Source organism: Paraburkholderia hayleyella (assembly GCF_009455685.1).
In the GTDB taxonomy this organism is placed as follows: Bacteria; Pseudomonadota; Gammaproteobacteria; order Burkholderiales; family Burkholderiaceae; genus Paraburkholderia; species Paraburkholderia hayleyella.
Window position 1 is genome coordinate 986344 of sequence record NZ_QPES01000001.1, and the last position, 21250, is coordinate 1007593.

Annotated in this window: 24 protein-coding genes, 1 tRNA gene and 2 pseudogenes; 20 read left to right on the forward strand and 7 right to left on the reverse strand. The window is 57.3% G+C overall.

Going from position 1 to position 21250, the window contains the following annotated elements; translation table 11 throughout:
* Nucleotide 1: 1 nt before the first annotated feature.
* Nucleotides 2-316 (reverse strand): type II toxin-antitoxin system RelE/ParE family toxin, encoded by a 315-nt coding sequence (locus GH657_RS04535; protein WP_153099616.1) that lies wholly within the window; start codon nt 314-316, stop codon nt 2-4.
* Between the two features lie 294 nt (nt 317-610).
* Nucleotides 611-790, reverse strand: a pseudogene (locus GH657_RS18215) (phage integrase central domain-containing protein); the annotation flags it as partial.
* On the opposite strand from GH657_RS18215, the pseudogene GH657_RS04540 reads away from it, so the two are divergent.
* The 6 genes and pseudogenes from GH657_RS04540 to GH657_RS04565 form a co-directional block, all read left to right on the forward strand.
* Nucleotides 782-1594: pseudogene (locus GH657_RS04540) on the forward strand (tyrosine-type recombinase/integrase); the annotation flags it as partial. The pseudogenes GH657_RS18215 and GH657_RS04540 sit on opposite strands and share 9 nt — an antisense overlap.
* Nucleotides 1591-2928 carry a PDDEXK nuclease domain-containing protein gene (locus tag GH657_RS04545; protein WP_153099617.1) on the forward strand — a complete coding sequence of 446 codons (1338 nt, stop codon included), beginning with the start codon at nt 1591-1593 and terminating at the stop codon, nt 2926-2928. The pseudogene GH657_RS04540 and the gene GH657_RS04545, both read left to right, overlap by 4 nt.
* Nucleotides 2925-3743 (forward strand): TIGR02391 family protein, encoded by an 819-nt coding sequence (locus tag GH657_RS04550; RefSeq protein WP_153099618.1) that lies wholly within the window; start codon nt 2925-2927, stop codon nt 3741-3743. The genes GH657_RS04545 and GH657_RS04550 overlap by 4 nt, the downstream gene beginning before the upstream one ends.
* Nucleotides 3744-3837: 94 nt before the next feature.
* A complete protein-coding gene (locus tag GH657_RS04555; RefSeq protein WP_220094832.1) occupies nt 3838-4320 on the forward strand; it encodes a hypothetical protein in 483 nt (160 codons plus the stop codon).
* Between the two features lie 156 nt (nt 4321-4476).
* Nucleotides 4477-4671, forward strand: a complete 195-nt coding sequence (locus tag GH657_RS04560) for a helix-turn-helix transcriptional regulator (protein ID WP_153099620.1) — start codon at nt 4477-4479, stop codon at nt 4669-4671.
* 1 nt (nt 4672) lies between these two features.
* Nucleotides 4673-4924 carry a helix-turn-helix domain-containing protein gene (locus GH657_RS04565; protein ID WP_153099621.1) on the forward strand — a complete coding sequence of 84 codons (252 nt, stop codon included), beginning with the start codon at nt 4673-4675 and terminating at the stop codon, nt 4922-4924.
* A 13-nt stretch (nt 4925-4937) separates the two neighbouring features.
* Here the strand turns inward: GH657_RS04565 and GH657_RS04570 are convergent, their stop codons facing one another.
* The gene (locus GH657_RS04570) at nt 4938-5225 is read right to left on the reverse strand and encodes a HigA family addiction module antitoxin (RefSeq protein WP_153099622.1); all 288 of its coding nucleotides are present in this window, start codon (nt 5223-5225) and stop codon (nt 4938-4940) included.
* A 10-nt stretch (nt 5226-5235) separates the two neighbouring features.
* Complete coding sequence (locus GH657_RS04575; protein ID WP_153099623.1) at nt 5236-5523, reverse strand: type II toxin-antitoxin system RelE/ParE family toxin; 288 nt, start codon at nt 5521-5523, stop codon at nt 5236-5238.
* A 358-nt stretch (nt 5524-5881) separates the two neighbouring features.
* Between GH657_RS04575 and GH657_RS17965 the strand changes: the two genes are divergently transcribed.
* From GH657_RS17965 to GH657_RS04590, 4 genes are read left to right on the forward strand one after another with little or no spacing between them, the layout of a single operon-like run.
* Nucleotides 5882-6058 carry a hypothetical protein gene (locus tag GH657_RS17965; RefSeq protein ID WP_174769872.1) on the forward strand — a complete coding sequence of 59 codons (177 nt, stop codon included), beginning with the start codon at nt 5882-5884 and terminating at the stop codon, nt 6056-6058.
* Nucleotides 6051-6386, forward strand: coding sequence for a hypothetical protein (locus GH657_RS04580; RefSeq protein WP_153099624.1), 336 nt, complete (start codon nt 6051-6053; stop codon nt 6384-6386). Before GH657_RS17965 ends, GH657_RS04580 begins: the two co-directional genes overlap by 8 nt.
* The gene (locus GH657_RS04585; protein WP_153099625.1) at nt 6383-6667 is read left to right on the forward strand and encodes a CHC2 zinc finger domain-containing protein; all 285 of its coding nucleotides are present in this window, start codon (nt 6383-6385) and stop codon (nt 6665-6667) included. Before GH657_RS04580 ends, GH657_RS04585 begins: the two co-directional genes overlap by 4 nt.
* A complete protein-coding gene (locus tag GH657_RS04590) occupies nt 6664-8736 on the forward strand; it encodes a DUF3631 domain-containing protein (protein WP_174769873.1) in 2073 nt (690 codons plus the stop codon). Before GH657_RS04585 ends, GH657_RS04590 begins: the two co-directional genes overlap by 4 nt.
* A gap of 237 nt (nt 8737-8973) precedes the next feature.
* Here GH657_RS04590 and GH657_RS04595 read toward each other — a convergent pair.
* Nucleotides 8974-9058, reverse strand: a tRNA-Leu gene (locus GH657_RS04595).
* A gap of 354 nt (nt 9059-9412) precedes the next feature.
* On the opposite strand from GH657_RS04595, the gene GH657_RS04600 reads away from it, so the two are divergent.
* The 3 genes from GH657_RS04600 (at nt 9413) to GH657_RS04610 (ending at nt 11344) form a co-directional block, all read left to right on the forward strand.
* Nucleotides 9413-9757 (forward strand): YkgJ family cysteine cluster protein, encoded by a 345-nt coding sequence (locus GH657_RS04600; protein ID WP_153101640.1) that lies wholly within the window; start codon nt 9413-9415, stop codon nt 9755-9757.
* Nucleotides 9758-9873: 116 nt separating this feature from the next.
* Entirely contained in the window at nt 9874-10458 is a 585-nt protein-coding gene (locus GH657_RS04605; protein ID WP_153099627.1) for a DUF1439 domain-containing protein, read from the forward strand.
* 52 nt (nt 10459-10510) lie between these two features.
* Nucleotides 10511-11344 carry an undecaprenyl-diphosphate phosphatase gene (locus GH657_RS04610; protein WP_153099628.1) on the forward strand — a complete coding sequence of 278 codons (834 nt, stop codon included), beginning with the start codon at nt 10511-10513 and terminating at the stop codon, nt 11342-11344.
* Between the two features lie 101 nt (nt 11345-11445).
* On the opposite strand, the gene trmB is transcribed toward GH657_RS04610, so the two are convergent.
* Nucleotides 11446-12219 (reverse strand): tRNA (guanosine(46)-N7)-methyltransferase TrmB, encoded by a 774-nt coding sequence (trmB, locus tag GH657_RS04615; RefSeq protein ID WP_153099629.1) that lies wholly within the window; start codon nt 12217-12219, stop codon nt 11446-11448.
* 580 nt (nt 12220-12799) lie between these two features.
* Here trmB and GH657_RS04620 point away from each other — a divergent pair.
* From GH657_RS04620 to minE, 6 genes are all read left to right on the forward strand, one after another.
* A complete protein-coding gene (locus GH657_RS04620) occupies nt 12800-14659 on the forward strand; it encodes a hypothetical protein (RefSeq protein ID WP_153099630.1) in 1860 nt (619 codons plus the stop codon).
* Nucleotides 14660-15056: 397 nt separating this feature from the next.
* Entirely contained in the window at nt 15057-15842 is a 786-nt protein-coding gene (gene map / locus GH657_RS04625) for a type I methionyl aminopeptidase (protein WP_153099631.1), read from the forward strand.
* A 154-nt stretch (nt 15843-15996) separates the two neighbouring features.
* Nucleotides 15997-16503 carry a GNAT family N-acetyltransferase gene (locus GH657_RS04630; protein ID WP_153099632.1) on the forward strand — a complete coding sequence of 169 codons (507 nt, stop codon included), beginning with the start codon at nt 15997-15999 and terminating at the stop codon, nt 16501-16503.
* Nucleotides 16504-16630: 127 nt separating this feature from the next.
* Nucleotides 16631-17404 carry a septum site-determining protein MinC gene (gene minC / locus GH657_RS04635; RefSeq protein ID WP_153099633.1) on the forward strand — a complete coding sequence of 258 codons (774 nt, stop codon included), beginning with the start codon at nt 16631-16633 and terminating at the stop codon, nt 17402-17404.
* A gap of 86 nt (nt 17405-17490) precedes the next feature.
* Nucleotides 17491-18306, forward strand: a complete 816-nt coding sequence (gene minD / locus GH657_RS04640; protein WP_153099634.1) for a septum site-determining protein MinD — start codon at nt 17491-17493, stop codon at nt 18304-18306.
* Between the two features lie 14 nt (nt 18307-18320).
* On the forward strand, nt 18321-18575 hold the full coding sequence (gene minE / locus GH657_RS04645) for a cell division topological specificity factor MinE (RefSeq protein ID WP_153099635.1): 255 nt from the start codon (nt 18321-18323) through the stop codon (nt 18573-18575).
* A 110-nt stretch (nt 18576-18685) separates the two neighbouring features.
* Here the strand turns inward: minE and GH657_RS04650 are convergent, their stop codons facing one another.
* Entirely contained in the window at nt 18686-20065 is a 1380-nt protein-coding gene (locus tag GH657_RS04650; protein ID WP_153099636.1) for a chloride channel protein, read from the reverse strand.
* A gap of 147 nt (nt 20066-20212) precedes the next feature.
* Between GH657_RS04650 and waaC the strand changes: the two genes are divergently transcribed.
* Nucleotides 20213-21217, forward strand: a complete 1005-nt coding sequence (gene waaC, locus GH657_RS04655) for a lipopolysaccharide heptosyltransferase I (RefSeq protein ID WP_153099637.1) — start codon at nt 20213-20215, stop codon at nt 21215-21217.
* The last annotated feature ends 33 nt before the right edge of the window (nt 21218-21250 follow it).

Sequence of the window (21250 nt, forward strand, 5' to 3'; positions counted from 1 at the left end):
TTCAGCCTCCAAGTTGTCTGTAGCGGCGCATAGCCAGTTCGATGTCTTCACGGCGGGTTTTCTGCGTTTTCTTCTGGAATGCGTGCAACACATAGACGGCATCAGCAAATTTCGCTACGTAGATTACGCGCCACTCTCCTTCGACGTGGATGCGGATTTCGTAAGCCCCGGGTCCGACATTGACCATTGGTTTGAAATCGGAGGGCATCATGCCGCGCTGGATAGCGTCCAGTTCAAACCCCGCATGGCGTCGGGCTTCGGCAGGGAAGTTGCGCAGGTCGTCCTGGGTAGAGCCGACGAAACGGAGGTTTTTCATGGGGGCGATTATACAAGTAGATGGATATTTTCAGGTGTTTCTGGCCATACCTTGGCATATCCAGGCAAACCCAATTCCTCAGCCACGACATCATCCGCCACGCGCTGAGCGCGGCAGCGCTTGCGCCCTCGTACCAGGAAGCGCTCGATATAACCGGCACCACTCTCCTTGCCGTTGCAGCCATCGCCCGTGCGGAGGTGGCGCAATGAGCGCCAAATACTTCGCACAAGCTACGAAAGCTAACAGCAGGATTAGGTTCAACGTCACGGTTAAGCGCGATGGCAGTGGCACCACGAAGTAGTTTGTCTGCGATGGTGGTATCGCGCCTTGCAGGTCACGCGCCGGATCGGCTTTGCACAAGCCTTCCTTGATGCCGTATCGAAATACACGGTTTATCTCGCCGCGAAGACTGTGGGCTGTGAAGCGTGCGCCACGGCTATCCACCCGCTTGAGCGCGTCCAGAATCTCTGGCGCTACCGGCCCGATGGCTCCAATCCCTGTCGCCATGTGCCGAAATACCCCGAGAACGGTGAAACGCGATACATCGTCAACGACGAGCTGGCGCGCCTCTACGCCTATCTTGACCGTGCGGATGCAGAAGGTCTGGAACATCCGACGTTGACGCTTGCGATTCGCCTGCAATTCGAGTTTTCGGCGCGCATGTCGGAGATTCGACTGCTCGAATGGCCTTGGATTGACTTTGAAAACCGTCGCATCGTCTGGCCTGATAGCAAGACCGGCGATATTTCCAAGCCGATGAGCGAGGTAGCCTATCAATTGTTGTCCAACGCCTGCCGTGTCGACGATTCGCCTTATGTGTGTCCGGCCATCTTTGACAGCTCGATTCCGTTGCCCGAAAGCACTTATTACAACGGCCGGAAGCGAATCCTGAAACGTGCGAATGGGGTTCATGTCGGTATGCACGGCATCCGTCATCGGACCGCGACCGACATTGCCAACTCCGGGATTCCGGTCAAGGTCGGCATGGCACTTACGGCACACAAGACCGTATCCATGTTCATGCGGTACGTGCATGCCGAGGACGATCCGATCCGGGCGGCCGCTGAGAAGGTGACCAATCTGCGGCGGGATACAATCGACAGCCGTGCGCCAATGGTGCCGGCTGCGTCGCCGACGGCGAATCCCGCCGACACGAACAGCAACAAGACATTCACGAGCCGAGGGAGTTACCGCCCCTATCGGCACTGCAAGGAAAGCTGCCGTGCCGTCCCACCGGGAAGCAAGCGGGCCGTAATTTCAGAGGAGGAAGCGGCATGAGCCCCCCGTCGTCCAAGCCACCATCCCGCCGCTCCAAGGCTGCCAACCCGGCCTCAGAGATCGACGCGCAGAGCTATTTCGCTTTCGTCGGCGACCTGAAGCGGAAGATTGCCGAGGCGCGTCACCGTGCCAGCCTGTCGGTCAATCGAGAGCTGATCCTGCTTTATTGGAGCATCGGCCGCGACATTCTGGCCCGGCAGGAGCGCGAGGGTTGGGGGACCAAGGTCATTGACCGGCTGGCGGACGATCTCCGCCGAGCCTTCCCCGAAATGACCGGGCTTTCAGCTCGAAACCTGAAATATATGCGTTCGTTCGCCGAGGCCTGGCCCGACGCCGAATTTGTGCAACGGGTCGTTGCACAATTGCCCTGGGGGCATAACGTCAGCCTGCTCGATACGGTCAAGGTGGCCGAGGAGCGCGCCTGGTACGCCCTGCAGACGATCGAGCATGGCTGGAGTCGCTCTGTCCTCGTCCACCAGATCGAGAGCCAGTTGTTCGTTCGTCAGGGCAATGCTCTGACCAATTTCTCGCGGACCTTGCCCACTGAACAGTCCGAGCTTGCCCAGCAACTTCTCAAAGACCCCTATACCTTCGATTTCCTCGCGTTCGGCCCCGACATGCTGGAGCGTGACCTGGAGCGCGGCCTTATCGAGCATCTGCGCTCGCTCATTCTCGAACTCGGCAAGGGCTTCGCTTTCGTCGGTAACCAGTACCATCTCGAAGTCGGCGGCCAGGACTACTACCTCGATCTTCTTTTCTATCACCTGCGGCTGCGCTGCTTCGTCGTAATCGAGTTGAAGATCGAAGACTTCAAGCCTGAGTTTGCGGGCAAGATGAACTTCTACCTCTCCGCCGTCGATGACCAGCTTCGGCACAAGGACGATCAGCCGACCATCGGTATCATTTTGTGCAAGGGCCGTAATGAAGTGATCGTCGAATACGCCTTGCGCGACTCCAGCAAGCCGATGGGCGTCGCCCAATACTGGCTCTCACCGGCGTTGCCGCCGCAGTTGCGGCAGGCGCTGCCAACCGCCGAGGAGTTTGCTCGCGAGTTTCCGCTGATGTCTGTCGTCAAGTTGCGAATTGAGATCGAGCGGATCTTACGGGAGATCCTATCCGACAACGGCCTTGCGTCGAAGGCGCCAGCCGGCATTGGCAATATGCTGCGCGAATTGCATCAACGTGGCATCGTGCCGGCCAGTGCGGAACGATTTCTTGAATCCCTTCGCGTCATGAATGCGGCCGTGCATGGGGCGGATGTAGACCCAATGAGCGCGGAGCAGGCCGTGGAAATCGGCACGGCATTTCTGGCGGAACTTAGAGGCATGCGGTGACGGCACGAATTACCCCTTTCGACTCGCAGCATCTCGAAGCAGCCTGCCAAGTGCTGGCCGACACGGTACATGGACTGACGGGCACGCAGATTGAGCGATTGCTCCAGGAGATCAATGTCGTCGACGTATCTCCAGGCATCACCAAATGGAAGCGGTTATTCAATGCCTTGGCGGCGGCGCAGAACCAGCACCAGGTGGGTAACCACCTCATCATGTTCATCAACCGAGCGATGAATCCTGTGAGTTATGCTCGTGATACGGGGACGTTTGCCTGGCGGCGTGATGAACTCAATGTCGTGCTGGCCTTCTCGGGCTTCTACGTGCGTGAGGATGGCAAGGTTGGCCACGCCGACAAGGCCACGACCTTGGACGTGGCCCGCGCACGCGCCGGGCGGCTCAAAGCTGCCCTGGAAAGCCGGGCGGTGCATGAGGAAGTGTTGAGTTACTGTCGTGCCGAATTGCTCGACGAAAACTATTTTCACGCGGTCTTCGAGGCGACAAAAGGTGTCGCTGAGCGGATTCGTGCATTGTCAGGCCTGAACGGCGATGGCGCCGACCTCGTGAACAAGGCATTTGCTGGTCAGCAGCCCGTCTTGGTGTTAGGGCCGCTCATCACGGAATCGGAGAAAAGCGAACAGAAAGGCTTTGCGAATCTGCTGATCGGCCTGTTCGGTGCCGTGCGTAATCCATTGGCCCATGCACCCAAAACGAACTGGCCCATGTCTGAGCAGGATGCGCTCGACATTCTGACGTTGGTGTCATTGATTCATCGCAAGCTCGATCGCACACAGAAAGCGGCCATCTCATCACCATAATGAGGAAATCTCATCCGTGGACTTGCCACATATAGATTTGCCACCGCGGCGAGAACCTCTCCTGATGCCGTGGCCAGTGCAAGGGAATCCGGGTGTGTTCATTCAATTCGACCACGCCGATCAATGGCGCACCTTCATCGCTAACCTTGACGTGGATGCTCGCATCCCAGACGTTGTGCGTCTGAAATACACCCGCGCGCAGAAGCTCTATTTGCTCGGTTGGATAGACGCCGATTTAATCAAGGCTGGGGAACTGGTTGCTTTGATCACGCTGGAACTTGCCTTAATGGACCGCTATAGGACCAAGCTTAAAACACGTGAGCGGACGTTTTCCGGAGCGCTCAAGCACCTGGTGGAAGTCGACGGTCTGACCGATGTGCAAATCCCGATGATTGCGCGTTGCGGCGGTAGTGCCATCGGTCAACTGATCGGCACGCATGGACCGACCTTGGCGCAACGCCGAAATGCGATGGCTCACGGCGATCCATTCGATGGCTTCCCTGTCGGCGGACTTCTGGAACTGGTGCGCGATTTGATCGCATTCGCATTTCGCAACTTCAGCGCAGAACACCACTAGGAATGATCGATCCGGATGCGTCGACGAACGCTTAAGTAGTTGCTAGGCTGTCGAGATCAATGATGGGTGGAGCATTCTCGATTGATGACAGGATCGACTTGGCTTGCTCAAGTGCGTCCGTTGGAACGATGACACGTCGATCCCACCCCTGAAGCCCTGCCACTCGACGGTTTTTCCCGCTGGAACACCCTGCGCGCGTTCGTGCCGTTCAGTCGGGAAACATTACGCAAGCGTGAACTCGAAGGCCGTTTTCCGCGTCGTCAGCATCTGACCCAGCGCTGTGCGGCATGGCCAAACCGCGAATTGCATCGCTGGTTTGCCGATCCGGTGAACTACCGCACGGAGGGCTGAAATGGCAAACAACAATTCAGCCCATGCCCAGCGCGTCCGCTTGCTGCGCGCCCTGCAACATGGCCCAGTCGATACTGTTCATGCGTACTCCAGGCTCGATATTCTCCACGTTCCGCGCAGGGTGTTTGAACTGCGCCAGGACGGCCACCAGATCGTTACTTCATGGGTGTGGCGTACCACTGGCCAGGGCGAACGCCATCGCGTTGGCCTCTACTCGCTGGATATCGCGCAAGCGGAGGCCGGATCATGCTGAACGTTGCCAGTATTCAAGCGGCTGCGCGCTCAAGTGGCTTGATCTTCGGGCGCGGCTGCTGTTCGGCTTGCCACAAGTCCCATTGTGACTGCATCCCGATCCATAAATCAGGTGATGTGCCAAGCCATGCTGCCAGCCGCAGGGCAATGTTCGCGGTCACGTTTCCCTTGCCATTAAGCAGGTTTGAAAGCGTGACCCGGTTGATTTGCAACGCCTTTGCGGCTTGCGTGACCGTCAGGTTTTCGGGAATCCATTCCCGCAATACTTCGCCCGGATGGGCGGGGTTGTGCATTCGTGCCATGTCAGTTCCTTCAGTGGTAGTCCTGGTAGTCCTGGTAGTCAACCAGTTCAGCGTCTTCGCCTTCAAAACGGAATGTGAGTCGCCAGTTGCCGTTGACCCACACCGACCAATGTCCGGCCAGGTTGTCGCGCAGAGGATGCAAGCGCCAGTTCGGCGCGTTCATGTCTTCAGGTTGCCTAGCCTGATTCAGCGCGGTCAGCAGGAGTTTGAGCCTCACTGCGTGATGCGGCTGGATACCCGCCTTGCTGCCAGTGACGAAAAACGCCTCAAGTCCCTTGTGTCGGAAGGATTTAATCATTTCAGTATTGTAGTCAATGTGACTACAAAAATCAATTGCAAGGAATGCCTTTCAATCGTAATGATCAACAAAAACCGGTTGACGGTAAATGATGCGTGGCGCTATTCGGGCTGCGTCGCTGAAACAACAGTGACCCGGGGTGACAGCCGGAATGTTTCGTGGCGGACAGCCGCTCCAAAGCGGTTTTTTTACGTCCGGTCCGTATACCTTGTGCCTTTTATGGTCGGGCCTTGGTGGGGGTGCGTTCGCGCACGCCGGTTCCCACGGACGCCGGTCTGTCAACCCTGCCTTGTGCCCGGCCACCCTATTTGACAGTAGGGCGTCGGGTTATCCAACCCGTCTGTGGAGGCCGCATCCCATGCGCCCTGTTCTCGCTCGTCCCGAGCAAACCCAAACTTCATCCATCCCCGCCATCGTTGCTGACGCGATCCGTCGTGCCGCGCTTGCACCATCCGAGCGTGCCGCACTCGACATTGCTGGCGGCGCGCTCGTTGCCGTTGCTGAACTTGCCCGTGTGGAGGTTTGCCTTGGCTGACTGTTTGCGGCATCCACTCGAAAGCGGCTACGAAATTTTCCCAGCCAACGCGGAAACGCTCCGGCTACCCACTGCGGCTATTGCCCTGTACCTGAACCGGGCACACCAGTTGGCAGCAGGCGCGCGCGTCGTCTGTTGTTTCCTGCGTAACAACGGTGCGGCTGAAAGTGATGAATCCGGCCTGCCTCTTTCTCCCGTTACGACAGAAGGCCTGCTGCAACTCACCGAACTGGCCGCTAGGCAGTTCATCGACTCACTTGAAGAAGCCGCAGTCCGTGAAGTAACAACCTGCGCTGATGCACACAGCGTGATGGAGAGGCCAGAATGAGCTCATTCCCATTTCGCCGCGACCGTATCCCGTCCGTCGCTGACGTACTGGCATTGCTCTCCATCGAAGCCGGAAAGCCAAATGCATCGGGCTATATGCAGGTGCGTTGCCCGATTCACGGCGAGCGCAATCCAAGCCTAAGCGTTCATGCCGAACAGGGTAACTGGCGCTGTTTCGCGTGTGGAGAAGCTGGCGGCGATGCGCTTGAACTGTATCGACGTGCGAGGGGTATTCCATTCACGCAGGCAGCACGTGAGCTTGGCGCATGGGAGGAGCAATGAGCGCTGTTCCTCTGGACGTGGCCTTGACCGATCCCGACTACATGGAAGCAGCGGGACGGCTCTTCAGGGCAAAGAAGGTGGAGGGCTTCGAGCCAGTCGCGCTGCATCTGTACCGCGTTCCTGACGGTACGATTCTTTACGCCCGCGTGCGGATGCACAAGCCAGCGGCTAACGGCGGGCACGAGAAGTTTATTCGTCCCTTCTGGCACAACGGTGCACGCTGGACACATGGCGAGCCGAAACAGGGCGGCGGCAAGCTGCTATATGGCTTGCCCGATCTGGTCGCACATGCGGATGCGGTGGTGGTCATCGTCGAGGGCGAGCAGAAGGCGGATGCGCTTACGAAGATTGGCGCGGGCCGGTTGATTGGCATCACCAGCGGCGGCGCGACGAGCGTGGGTACGGCAGACTGGTCGCTGCTGGCAGGCCGTCATGTCCTGCTTTGGCCGGACTATGACGCGCCCGGCGCGAAGTATGCCAACGAGGTAACCGCAAAACTGGACGAGCAGCGCTGCACAGTAGAACGGCTCGACGTGACCGCGCTCGGCTTGCCTGATGCCGGTGACGTGATGGACTGGCTGGTATCGTTCGAAGTCGCTCATAAGCGGGTGCCAAACGCTGATGAGGTGCTGGCATTGCCGCGAACTGACGATGCGCCAATTGCCAGTGAAGATCCCGAAACAACGGTACCGAAAACGGAAAACGAAACCGACGAACAGGCCATTGAACGGCTAGCCGCGCTCAAGCCGATGCAGTACGACCGGGTGCGCGGTGCCGAAGCCAGACGAATGGGCGTAAAGGTATCGACGCTCGACAGGATGATCCTCGCCACGCGCAGCAGCGAAAGCCGGGCGGATGATCCCTTTCCAGAGGTGGAACCATGGCACGAGCCAGTAGACGGCGCAGCGCTTCTGGATGAGCTTGTGCGCGTAGTACAGCGCTTTATTGTGTGCAACACCGCCACCGCCCACGCAACGGCGCTCTGGATCACGATGACCTGGCTGATTGATTCGGTGGACGTTGCACCGATTGCAGCCATCACCGCTCCCGAAAAGCGTTGCGGCAAATCACAGTTGCTCTTCCTGATTGGCAGGCTGTCGAGCCGCCCGCTTGCCGCCAGCAATATCACACCCGCTGCACTGTTTCGCGCTATCGAGGCATGGAAACCCACGCTGCTAATTGATGAGGCGGATGCCTTCATGCGCGAGAACGAGGAACTGCGGGGCCTGCTGAACTGCGGACACACACGGGATAGCGCATACGTGGTGCGAACCGTGGGCGACGATCACATGCCTAAACAGTTTTTCGTATGGGGAGCGAAAGCGATTGCGGGCATCGGCCACCTTGCTGACACGCTGATGGACCGATCAATCACGCTGGAGCTACGGCGCAAGCTGGCGCACGAACAAGTGGACAAGCTGCGTCACGCTGAACCAGGCCTTTTCGAGCGTCTGCGCGCGAAACTGGCGCGCTGGGCCGACGACAACGAAGAAACAGTACGTGTTGCGCGCCCAGTGATACTCGATGCGCTGCACGACCGCGCCGCTGACAACTGGGAGCCGTTGCTCCAGATTGCCGGGAATGCAGGTGGTGCGTGGCCAGAGCGGGCGCGGCAGACTGCGCTTGTGCTGTCGGGCGGTAGCGAACAGGCCCAAAGCACAGGGACCGAACTGCTGGCGGACATTCAGGAGGTATTCGAAACGAGGAAAGCAACGCGCCTCTTTTCTGCTGACCTGCTGGATGGACTGCTGTTGGACGAAGAAAAGCCTTGGGCAACATGGCGCGGCGGCAAGCCGATGACGCTCAAACAACTGTCCAACCGGCTGGGCGAATACGGCATACGAAGCGCACAGATACGCATTGGCTATGAATCGAAGAAAGGATTCTTGCGCAGTCAGTTTGATGATGCTTTCAACCGGTATCTGTCTGTTACACCCACTTCCACCATTTCAAGCGAAACATCGAAACAAACCCGTGCTGGCGGGTGTTTCGCTGTTTCGGATAGCAACGGGAAAACCATAGCGGAAGAGGTTCATGTGATCAACAGCGACGACGAGGAGAGTCTATGAGCGTTGCGCAGATTTTAAGCAGGGCGGAAACACTTGGTGTGTATCTCCGGCATGGCCGTACCTATGGGGGCATTTTGGTATCAAGGGCCGTGAATTCGCCCTGATGCCCCCGTACGTGCCCCCGACATGTCCCCGCTGTCAACGGTGAAACCTTGCAGATGCGGGCAACAAAAAACCCCGCGAAGCGAGGCTTGGCGGGGTTTTCTGGTGAAACTTTGGCGTTGCTTGAATATTCTTTGGTGCCTCGGGCCGGAATCGAACCGGCACTCCTTTCGGAACCGGATTTTGAGTCCGGCGCGTCTACCAATTTCACCACCGAGGCATGACCTGAAGAGACGGGGCAACCTGGCCATGTTTCATGTTTGAATCATGGCGGCACTGTTACACCCTTACCCCTTACCTTACTTACCTTAACCACCTATCTCGCCGGAACCCGCGCTAACCTGCCCATTTTGCTCATCTGACCATGACGGCCATGGCAACTCATGGCTACTGCGCGCGGCGAAGACGCGAATTATGGCGGAAATTGTCGCGCGGAGCAAGGCTAGCATGTGCTTCATGCAAACGGCGGCGAAGCCGGGTGTGAAGCTAGGGAAAGCCTCGCGTACTGCAATGGCACAATGCGGGTTTGGTGTTTCAGCTTAGGAACATAGTGTCGATTACTGCTTCCCCGTTTCTGTTTCTTGCTGCGGACAAGGCCAGTTTTGCCTGCCGCCCGGCATGCGGCGCATGCTGCATTGCACCTTCCATTTCCAGCCCAATTCCAGGCATGCTGCAAGGCAAGGCCGCAGGTGAGCGCTGTGTGCAACTTGGTGAGGATTTGCGCTGCGCGATTTTCGGCCAGCCTGAGCGGCCTGCTTGCTGCTCCGGTCTGCAAGCGCAACAGCCGATGTGCGGCAATTCACGCGACGAAGCGCTGGCATGGCTGACTCAACTTGAGCGGCAAACCCAACCGGCGGCCTTGGTGTCGCGCTTGGTGCCACCCTTGGTGCCACCCTTGTGCCACGTTAACCTGGCCTGAATACACCAAGGGGGAATCGCACCCGCATTCGTTTTCCTGATGCCGCGCCTCCACCCCACAGAGTGCATCGCTATGCCGCGATGCACTCGCAGACATCTCAACTGGAGAGAATTTCGATGACTGGTTTCGCTGCCCCACTGAGGCGCCGTTTTCTGCGTGCCGCAGCGGTTGCCGCTGGAGTGACGCTGGCATTGCCTGCTGGCGCTGTTTCGATTTTTCCATTTTTCCCCAAGCACTACACGTTCTCGCAGCAGCAGGTACAAACGGCGGTGCAGCGCAAGTTTCCATATCAGCACACGGTTTCGCAGGTATTCGAGATCGCATTGACTAACCCGGTCGTGGGTTTTCTCGCCGATTCGAACCGTGTCTCCGTGCAACTGGATGTGCGTCTGGCGAGCCCGTTCATGCCGCAGCCCGTGACGGGCGTGTTCACCGTGTCGAGCCAGCTGGCCTATGATCCGGCCAGCCGCTCCGTCGTGCTGAAAACGCCGCAGGTTGAAAACGTGAGCCTTAGCGGCCAGGCTCAAGCCTATACGCAGCAGATCAGCGCAGCCGTCACGCTGCTGTCGGCCCAGTTGCTGGATAACTATCCGGTCTACACGTTCAAGCCCGAACAGTTGCAATTTGCCGGTGTGAACTACGAACCCGGTACAATCACCGTCCTTACAAATGGCATACGCGTCGAAATCGTCGAAAAATGACAGGCGCGGCCAATCTTTCTAAGCATGACGAACATTTAATGAGGGCCTGCGGATGGACTGGATATTAAGTTGCAAGGCGCTGATTTTAGGCCTTGTTGAAGGGTTGACTGAATTCTTGCCGGTGTCGAGTACGGGTCATCTGATCGTTGTCGGCAGTTTGCTGAATTTCACGGGCGAACAGGCGAACACATTTGATGTCGTGATCCAGCTTGGCGCGATTCTCGCGGTGTGCTGGGAGTTCCGGCGGCGGATTGGCTGCGTGCTGGTGGGGCTGCCGACACAGCCCAGTGCCCGGCGTTTTGTCCTGAATGTGTGTGTAGCGACGATACCCGCGGTGGTTCTGGGTTTTCTCTTTGAAAAAACCATCAAGGCGGCGCTGTTTTCGCCCGTACCCGTTGCGCTGGCGCTGGTAGTGGGAGGCGTGCTGATTCTTTGGGTCGAGGCGCGCCAGCACGAACGGGCCGCGCCGCCGCGCGTGCAAGCGGTGGAGGAGATCAGGCCGCTCGATGCGCTGAAAGTCGGTTTTGCACAGTGTTTTGCGCTGATTCCCGGTATGTCGCGTTCAGGTTCGACGATTATCGGCGGCATGCTATTTGGTCTCGAGCGCCGGGTGGCCACCGAGTTCTCGTTCTTTCTGGCAATCCCGATTATTTTTGGCGCGACGGCTTATGAGCTGTACAAAAACTGGAGCGCGCTTTCACTCGATGCTTTCGGCACGTTTGGTATTGGCTTTGTCGCCGCCTTTATCAGCGCCTTTGCTTGCGTGCGCTGGCTGCTGCGCTACATCGCCACGCACGATTTCACCGTGTTCGCGTGGTATCGCATTGGCTTTGGGCTGCTGATCCTGCTGGTGGGGTATAGCGGCGGGTTGAACTGGTCAGAGTAGGTAGGGCGAGCGGTGCGGGATGAAGCGATGCTCTTTCGCCTCATCCCTGGGTCTTGAACCGAAAAAGGTCTGCGCCGCGAGGGCAGACCTTTTTTGCTTCTTCAGCCGGTAAGGCGGCGGCGGAACACCAGATCCCACACGCCATGTCCGAGCCGCAAGCCTCGGCGTTCGAACTTGGTCACCGGGCGGTATTCGGGGCGGGGGGCGTAGCCGTCGGCGGTATTTTCCAGCGAGGGCTCGGCGCCCAGCACGTCGAGCATCTGTTCGGCGTAATGCTGCCAGTCGGTGGCGCAGTGCAGATAAGCGCCTGGCTTGAGCCGGGAGGCGAGCAAGGCGACAAATTGCGGCTGGATCAAGCGGCGTTTGTGGTGGCGTGCCTTATGCCACGGATCGGGAAAGAAAATATGCATACCGTCGAGGCTGGCCGGAGCCAGCATCTGCTCCAGCACTTCCACGGCATCGTGCTGAACGATGCGGATATTCGCCAGCGCCTGTTCGCCCATTAGCTTGAGCAGCGCACCGACGCCGGGTTCATGGACTTCGACGCCAATGAAGTCTTCGCCGGGACGATGTGCGGCGATCTCTGCTGTGCTTGCGCCCATGCCAAAACCGATTTCCAGCACGCGCGGCGCGTGGCGGCCAAAGAGCGCATCCCAGTCAGGTTGCGCTGGCGCGAAGGGCACGATAAAGCGTGCACCGAACTCATCCATGGCACGGCGCTGCCCCGTCGAAACCCGCCCGGCCCGAGTGACGAAACTGCGGATGCGGCGATGGTGGAGGTCTTCGTGACGAGGCGCGGTGGCGCTGTCTGCGGCGCTTTCGGTGGGATTTTGCGGAGAGTCCGGCAAGTGGGTTTCGGTGGGGTCGTGAATCATCGTCAATGAAGTCGGTAAGAAAAGACCAGTAAAAGGCCGGTGCGGGAGCCGGTGAGCCGGGGCTGTGCCCTCCGGATGAAAAAACCGCCTTCGTGGAGGCGGTTTATCGAGTGGCCTGCAGGATGGGCGGGTTGATCGGACATGGCGGGCAAGCAAGGACTTGGGGAACTTTAGGTAACTTCTGCAAGTTACTGACCGATTCAGTCATTTGCAGTTTGTGCCGCAGCGTCAACTGACCCAGCTGATGCTATTCAACTCATTGATATATAAGGTTTTACAGTATCGCTGGCCGTAGCGGCGGGGCGATTATGGACTCGTTTGCTGCCACTGGCAAGATCATGCTGGAAGAGGCTCGAAAATCGGTCATTTATGCACTGCACATAAATTAGAATGGTTCCTCAAAAACGTCTGGTTTGGGCCGCATCAGCCTTATGCGATAAAGGTTTGACAGAATTTCAGCGCCCGTTTGGCCGATGTTGGGGGGGAGACGGAATGCTGTTCCCGAACCATTTTCAATGCGCTGTCACTAAAGCTCGGTTTCTACGAAAAATTTCGTTTGAGCGATACGAGGTATGACGCGATGACATCGTCGACTGTGGCAACAAATACCAAGAGCAAGGACTTCGGCTACTCGGCTGACAGTTCTGATTGGCATCCCCTGTCAGGTGACAAGCCAGAAGACGACAAACCAGGCTTGAAGAACAAGGACAAATTCTTAGTCTCGTCTAAGGAAAGTGGCTCTGGACATTGTCAGCAGGAAGTTATTACGCATACGATAAGTGTTAATCAGGATGGTCCGCGTGGAGATGGCGGTCAGCTTACGCCGCGGGCGAGGTTCAATTTTGATGACGCTTTTTTAGGTGATGAGAAAATCAAAAGGGCGAATAAAAATAACAATACAAACTTTACTGATGCTAAAGTTTATTCGCCAGTTATCGTTAAAGAAAATCCTTCGATGGATGGCGCTCCCGTGGTTAATATAAAGGGGGCGATCAATATTGGCAGAACTTCTATTAACTCTGGCGCGGGTGATGTTAAGAAAATCAATAAAAATCCAGGGGCGAGTGACACGAAAAAAGAAGCTCGTACCAAGCCGGTAAAGGATGCTTCTGCCAAAACAGCTAAGAAAAAGCCCTCGGGCTTTGATGGAAACCCTCCCGCATTGGAAAAGCTGGGTAAGGTAACTAGGCTCCTGCTGGACCGCAGTGACAATATTGTTGGAAACGCAAAAGATCCCGCAGCATTCAAAACAGATTGCCAAACGTTCGAAACATATAAAAAAAATATAAATAATAATCTTGAGGAAATCAGAAAAAATCTGGAGAGTGCGGAAAACGGTCTTCGGGGAAATACTGTCATGGTTATTATGGCGGGGTTTTCAACGAAAGCACTGAAGGATTTGAAGGACCTGAAGGAGGGATATAGCTCCGCAATGATTTCGCTCGAGCAGGCTGCGCATTCTATCAACACTTTTGGAACCGTAAAAAATGATGTGACGCAGAATCCATTCGAAAAACTTAATGCTGCCCGGGATGAGATAAAAGTATTTCGTGACAAGGTGAAAGTACAAGCGGCACAACGTGCTCCGTTTAAATGGCCATTTTCATGGGAAGGTCCGCAAAAGAGCCTGTTTGCGGGTCTCGGATTTATTTCTCCAGTGGTATCCATGATTGGGGCTTTAGGTGTTGTGGTTTCTGTTGCATTTGGAATAGTGGTGCCTTTCATTGGCGCAACTTTAACCCTGGTGGCATTATTTATATGGCTTCATGAGAAGCGAAAGCTTCAAGAGGTGGCTGTCATGAATAATATTGCGGATGCCATGAAGGGAATTGAAACAATGATAGGTGAGAACATTATTTTAAATGATCTGGTGCAACGGACGGCACGTGAGATCGTTCAGCAGAAAAAAATTGAAAATATGGAAATTCAATTTAAAAAATTAGCAGAAGAAGTCACTAGAAACAAGACTCCGGGCATTGAAGTTAAAAATCAGATAGATGCGTTGAAGGCATCAGCTGTTGAAACACAGGATGGATTGGTGTCACTTAATGTGGCCGCTAATGGGTCTAATCGAGTGTATGAGGATACTATTGGAGAGCAGAGAAAGCTTCTTGACGAGCAGAACAAAAAAATTGAAGAACAGGGCGGGGAGATTGAGGAGTTAAAGAAAAATAAAGACGAGTTTAAAAATATTATTAAATCTCAAGAAGAACGCATGAAAAGTCTCGAGAGCGCGCTGGCAAAATTGATAAATGCTCAAAATGATGAGCAATTAAAAAATTCCAGTAATGAAGTCGCGTTTGATGAAACCACACCTGGCTGGGATGGAGCAGCGAGCCAAATTACACCTGGTTCGAGTAGTGACTCTGCCGGTAATAGTCCATCTTTAATATCGATGCCTTCTGGCGTTACAGCCTTGGGCGTCGGCAGTTCATCGTGATGCATTCAAGTTGCTCACCCCATAACAAAGGGGTGAGGCATTAATCTGCAACTGGATTTAACACAGCCTGGAAACAAGATCGGTGGCTGGCCAGGCGAGGGCGGGGCGGGTCGAATGATTAACGATTACCCTGACTCACCCGCCCGCGTCCAGCCACCTCGCTTCTTGCTGTATCGGGGTCAAGCTGCAGGCAAAACCATGCATTTTGACCGAACGATGTCTGCCATCCGCTGATAACAGCTTGAGCTATACATCTTTCGTGCAACGTGCCCGGCGCGCCTGATTGCACGATCCACATTGCCTGCGCGATTGCGAACGCCTTTCCATTGCGTTGATCTGGCCATCTGTACAATGGCTCGGCCTCCACTTTTGCGCATGTCCGCATTCAAGACTGAACATGGCCATTTCCTGTAAAACCCCTGACGATATTGCCCGGCTTCGCGTGGCGGGCGCTCTTGCAGCCGAAGTCCTGGCGATGATTGGCGAGCATGTCAAAGCGGGCGTCTCGACAGATTATCTGGACGCGTTATGCAACGATTACATCGTCAACACGCTGAAAGTGATTCCCGCCAATGTCGGTTATCTGGGTTTTCCGAAAACGGTTTGCACTTCAGTCAATCAGGTGGTGTGCCATGGCATTCCGGCTCGCACCGAGATGCTGCAAGACGGCGACATCATCAATATCGATGTGGCTATCATCAAAGATGGCTACTTTGGCGATACCAGCCGCATGTATTGCGTGGGCCAGCCGGCCAGGCTGGCGCGGCAACTGGTTGATACCACCTATGAAGCGATGCTCGCGGGCATTCGTCAGGTCCGGCCAGGCGCCACGCTGGGCGACGTGGGTCACGCCATCCAGACGGTGGCGCAGCGGGAAGGTTTTTCGATCGTGCGGGACTATTGCGGGCATGGCATTGGCCGGGCTTATCACGAGGAGCCGCAGGTGCTGCACTATGGCCAGCCGGGGCAGGGTCTCAAGCTCAGGCCAGGCATGGTGTTCACCATCGAGCCGATGGTGAATGCAGGCCGTGCGGCAACGAGTGTGCTGGGCGATGGCTGGACGGTGGTGACCAAGGACCGTTCGCTGTCGGCGCAATGGGAACATATGGTTGCCGTCACCGACGATGGCTTCGAGTTGCTGACGCCCTGGCCCGATGGCGCCGGCGCTTACGAAGTGCCATGAACGTGCTCCGGCCAGACTCCGCGCCAAGCGCTGCCAGGCACCTCGAGGCTGTGGCCGGGTGCCTTTTGTCCGTACAGTCAGGCGAATCGGGCTGGAACTTCGTTTCAGTGCCGCTGTATGCCACGGGCCGGCGTTTCAACGGGTTGCCGTCTGCATGAGCCTTTCACTGACTGTCTGCCGCATTGCGGCCCATCAAGGCGCGCTTCTTCACCAGCTACGCACCGCGGCATTGCGCGAAGCCCCTTATGCCTTCGATGAAACACTCGAAGAGGCACTTGCGGCCGCGCCTGCCACGCTTGACGCGACGGCCTTCCAGCATGCCGTTTCCACCACCGCGGCGACCTTCATCTTGTATACAGAGGGCCATCCGGCGGGTTTGATCGACGCCTGTTTTGCCGCGGCGACGGCTTGGCAGGCACGGGTCAGCGCGCTTTGGGTCGCGCCTGCGGTACGTCATCTACGTGGCGGTGAACTGCTGGTCAACACCGCGAGCGAGTGGCTGGTCGCACAGGGCGCAACCGATATCTACGCCTGGGTTGCGGACGCTAACCGCAACGCACGGCATTTTTACGAACACCTCGGTTTTATTTCGACGGGCGAGCAAGTCCGCTCGGCGCGTGCCTCGGATCAATGGGAAACGCTGCTGGTGCGTCCTGTCTGATTCTTCAGTTTCTTCTGCCCGGGTAGCGTGTCTTGTGACGGTATTGCCACGGTCGTTTGGCCCAGCCGAAAAAGCTGGCTGGCGGCCAGGACGTCTGTAAAATACGCAAAAATTTTTTGTCGAACCTATGTCGCCCAAGAAATCTCCTTTTTTCGAATTGCGCAGCGGCTCGGTCGATATGCTGATGTTCGTGATCAAAACCACCGGTCTCGATGCGTTGCATGCTGAATTGACTCGCCGTTTCGAGGCGACTCCCGAATTTTTTTCCAACGATGCCGTAGCCATAGACGTGCGGCGGCTGGCCGATGGCGAACGCGTGCCGCTAGAGCAAATCATGACCTTGCTGCACAGCGTACGGATGCGTCCGGTTGGCGTGGTGGCGCGGCCTGCGCAACACGACTGGGCCGGTGCCGCAGGGCTGCCCTTGCTTGAGGCGCCCGAGCGGCGTGGTGCCGCGCGGCCTGCCAGCGAAGCGCAAGAGGCGAGCGCCGCGGCTGAAACCGTGCAAGCCGCTGCAGCGGCTCCGGCAACCGACGCGAGCGCGGACAGCCAGGCCAGTTCACCTGTCCCCGCGATGGTGATCAGCAAGCCATTGCGTTCCGGCCAGCGGGTCTATGCCAAGGGCGATCTGATTGTGCTGGGCATGGTGAGCGCGGGCGCCGAAGTCATCGCGGAAGGCAACATTCATATTTACGCGCCACTGCGTGGACGGGCGTTAGCGGGCGTGCAAGGCAATCATGACGCGCGAATTTTTTGCACGTGTCTCGACCCTGAACTGATCTCGATTGCGGGCATCTACCGCACCACCGAAACACCGTTGCCCGCTGAGGTTCAGGGGCAAGCGGTGCAAATCTGGCTGGATCACGAAAAACTGGTGATCGAGCCATTACGGCTCACCTGATGAAGCCGCGCGCATGAGGCGTCGCGGTTGCAGAATTTAATCCATGCATTTGACGAATAACAGGGTAAGGGTAAAGGTAAATGGCAATGGCAAAAATCATTGTGGTGACATCGGGCAAGGGCGGAGTAGGCAAGACGACCACCAGCGCGAGTTTTGCCTCGGCGCTAGCTTTGCGTGGCGCAAAAACAGCCGTCATTGATTTCGATGTGGGCCTGCGCAATCTCGATCTGATCATGGGCTGCGAGCGCCGCGTGGTGTACGACCTGATCAACGTGATTCAGGGCGAAGCCAATCTGAACCAGGCGCTGATCAAGGATAAAAAGTGCGACAACCTGTTTATCCTGCCTGCCTCGCAAACGCGCGATAAGGATGCGCTGACGCTCGAAGGTGTGGAGAAAATCATCAACGACCTGATCGCACTTGATTTTGAGTACATCGTGTGTGATTCCCCGGCGGGGATCGAATCAGGCGCACTGCTGGCGATGCACTTCGCCGACGAAGCGCTGATCGTGACGAATCCGGAAGTCTCATCGGTCCGCGATTCCGACCGTATCCTGGGGATGCTGTCATCGAAGACCAAACGCGCCATCGAAGGCCGCGAGCCAGTCAAGGAACACTTGCTGATTACCCGCTACAACCCGAAACGCGTGAATGAAGGCGAGATGCTGTCGCTCACCGATATCCAGGAAATTTTGCGCATCGACCTGATTGGCGTGGTGCCTGAATCGGAAGCCGTGTTGCATGCCTCAAACCAGGGGTTGCCTGCCGTGCACCTTGAAGGCACTGATGTGGCCGAAGCTTATAAAGACGTGGTGGCACGTTTTCTTGGCGAGCAAAAATCGCTTCGCTTTACCGACTACCAGAAGCCCGGCCTGTTGCAGCGCCTCTTCGGCACCAAGTAAGGAGCGCGCACGTCATGTCGATTCTTTCGTTTTTGCTGGGCGAGAAGAAAAAATCCGCGTCGGTGGCGAAGGAGCGTTTGCAGCTGATCATCGCGCATGAGCGCGTCGGTGGCCGAGCGCCTGCCGATTATCTGCCAGCGTTGCAACGCGAACTTGTCGCGGTTATCTCGAAGTACGTCAAGATTTCCGATGACGATATTCGGGTGAGTCTTGAGCGTCAGGACAATCTCGAAGTACTCGAAGTCAAGATCGAAATTCCCCAGGCCTGAGTGGCCTGGGCCTGTTTCATGTCATTTCAGGCGGTGGGTTTAATTGGGGCATTTAAGCCTTGGTGGATGACGCCAGGTTAAGGGACCAGGTGGGGCCAGGTGAGACCAGGTTAAGGGCGCTCGCTGTCGCTGGTGCCGCTTTTTTCTGCTGAGCGCGCCGGTGCCGCAGCCGCAAGCGCGCCCGCGGACGATGGCGGCATATAGCGTAGCGCGAGCGTTTCATACAGCGGTGGGGCGAAGAGGCGCGACACACGGCTGGCAATGAGCGCGGTCGCCATCAGCGAGATCACCAGCGCATGACCGTTGATCATCTCCATCACGATCACAAACGAGGTAATGGGCGATTGCGTAACGGCCGCCAGATAACCCACCATGGCTAGCGCAATCAGCATCTGCAACTGCATGCCGTCGAACACAACATGCAACAGGTTGCCAAAGCCCGCGCCAATCGACAGCGACGGCGCGAAGATGCCACCCGGAATGCCTGGCAGGTATGAGCTGACCATCGAGATCATTTTCAGAAACGGATACCACAGCGATAACTGCTCGTGACCGTCGAGCAATCCGCGCGCTTCGGCATAGCCGCTACCGAACGTCGTGCCACCCGAGATCAATCCGGAGACGGCGATGACGAGGCCACACAGTGCAGCGAAGACGATGGGCCGCTTGTCATAGAGCGTACGCAGCGGGGCGGGAATCCAGCGTGCGGTATTGAGCAGCAGCCAGCCGAAGAGCCCCCCAGCGATGCCCGTGACAACCGCCGTGAGCAGCACCGCGAGCGCGAGCAGCTTGGGAAAATGCGTGCCAATCTCGATCGTGCCGAAATAGGTGTAATTGCCGTTGAGCCCCAGCGCAATCACCCCCGAGATGATGATCGCGGTGATGAGCACGCCGCTGGTACGTGCTTCAAAGCTGCGGGTGAGTTCTTCGATGGCGAAGACGATGCCTGCCAGCGGCGTATTGAAGGCCGCCGAGAGCCCTGCCGCTGCGCCCGCCAGCACAAGCTGATGCTCGATGAGTGCATTTGAGCGCGGATAGAGCCGTCGCAGCTTGAACATCAGCGCGGCACCGATTTGCACCGTGGGGCCTTCGCGGCCAATCGTAAAACCGCCCAGAATAGCTAGAAACGAAACCAGCACCTTGCCCAGCACGATGCGCCAGGTGAGCAGGCGATTGCCCGATTCCCCCGGATGAGTGTGCAGCGTGGCGATCACCTGAGGAATGCCACTGCCTTCCGCGCCCACAAAAAAGCGGCGCGTGAGCCAGACGGAAAGCGCCGCGAGCGCAGGCGTGAGCAGCAGCGGCAGCCAGGTGTAATGTTGCTGCATCGTGCGAAACGCGTCATAACCCCAGTCGATCAGTTTGGCGTAGAGCACAGCGCTTAGGCCGACCACTACAGCGCCGAGCCAGAATATGCCGTACTGGCGCCACAGACGCCGGGTGCGACGCACGAGACGGGGAAGGTTCAGGGTAAGCGTGACGCGCGACATGGCAGGCCTGCGAAAGCAAAGGACGCAGCATTATAGGTCCGCCGTTTGCTGGACAAGGCCCGGCGGCGAAATGTGTCTGGATGTCATAGACAAGGGGCGGGTCGGCTAGAATCTGCGTCGGCCAATAACGTACACCACGGAAATTTCATGAAGCGAGTTCTTGTCGTCAAAGTAACGTCACTTGGCGATGTGATTCAGGCACAGCCTGTCGTTGCCGATATTCAGCGGGCGTTTCCGGGCGTCAAGGTGGACTGGGCAGTGGATGAGGCCTTCGCTGAGGTCACGCAATGGAACCAGGGCATCGACCGGGTATTGTGCGCGCCGCTGCGGCGCTTCAAGAAAGCACGCCATTGGGCCGATTTTCAGGCGATCGCGGCATCGCTGGCGGAATTACGCGCCGAACGTTATGACGTCGTGCTCGATATTCATGGGGTGTACAAGAGCGCCATCATTGCTTTTCTGGCGCGTGCATCACAGCGTTTTGGCTATCAGTCGCAAGACCTGGGAGAGCGCGGTGCGGCCTTCGCCTATAACCGCCGTTTCGGTCCGCGTCCGCCGTGCGATGCGTGGCAGGGCATGCGGGTGAGCGCAGGCGAGGCGCTGGGCTATGTACCCGATGGGCCGCCGGTTTATAACCTGCAAGTGCCCCATACTGAAATGCCATGGACCAACCCAGACGACGCGCCTCTCGCCCTGCTGTTTCATGCCACTTCCAAAGACGAGAAAAGATGGCCGCTTACTCATTGGGTCGAGGTCGGCCATGAGCTTGTGCGGCGCGGTTTTCGTGTGGTGCTGCCGTGGGGGACGCCCACTGAGCAGGAGCAGGCACAGCAGATCGCCGCACAAGTGCCCGGCGCGACGGTGCTGCCGCCAATGAGCGTGGTGCAAGTGGCGCAACTGATTCAGGGAGCGGCGCTGGTGGTGGGTGTGGATACCGGTTTCGTGCATCTGGCGCATGCCTTGCAAAAACGCACGGTGATGATTTTCGTGGCGACCTCACCGGCTCATTGCGGTGTGTATGCGCCGCTACGTTCGACCTCGGTGGGGGACACTCATCGTGTGCCCTGCGTCGATGAAGTGCTGTGTGCGATTGATTATGTGCACGGTGATGCAGAGCAACCGGCTGCGGCAGGCGGGTTGTCAGCAGCCTGATTGCGCTAAGACGGCTACGGAAAGCGTTGATGT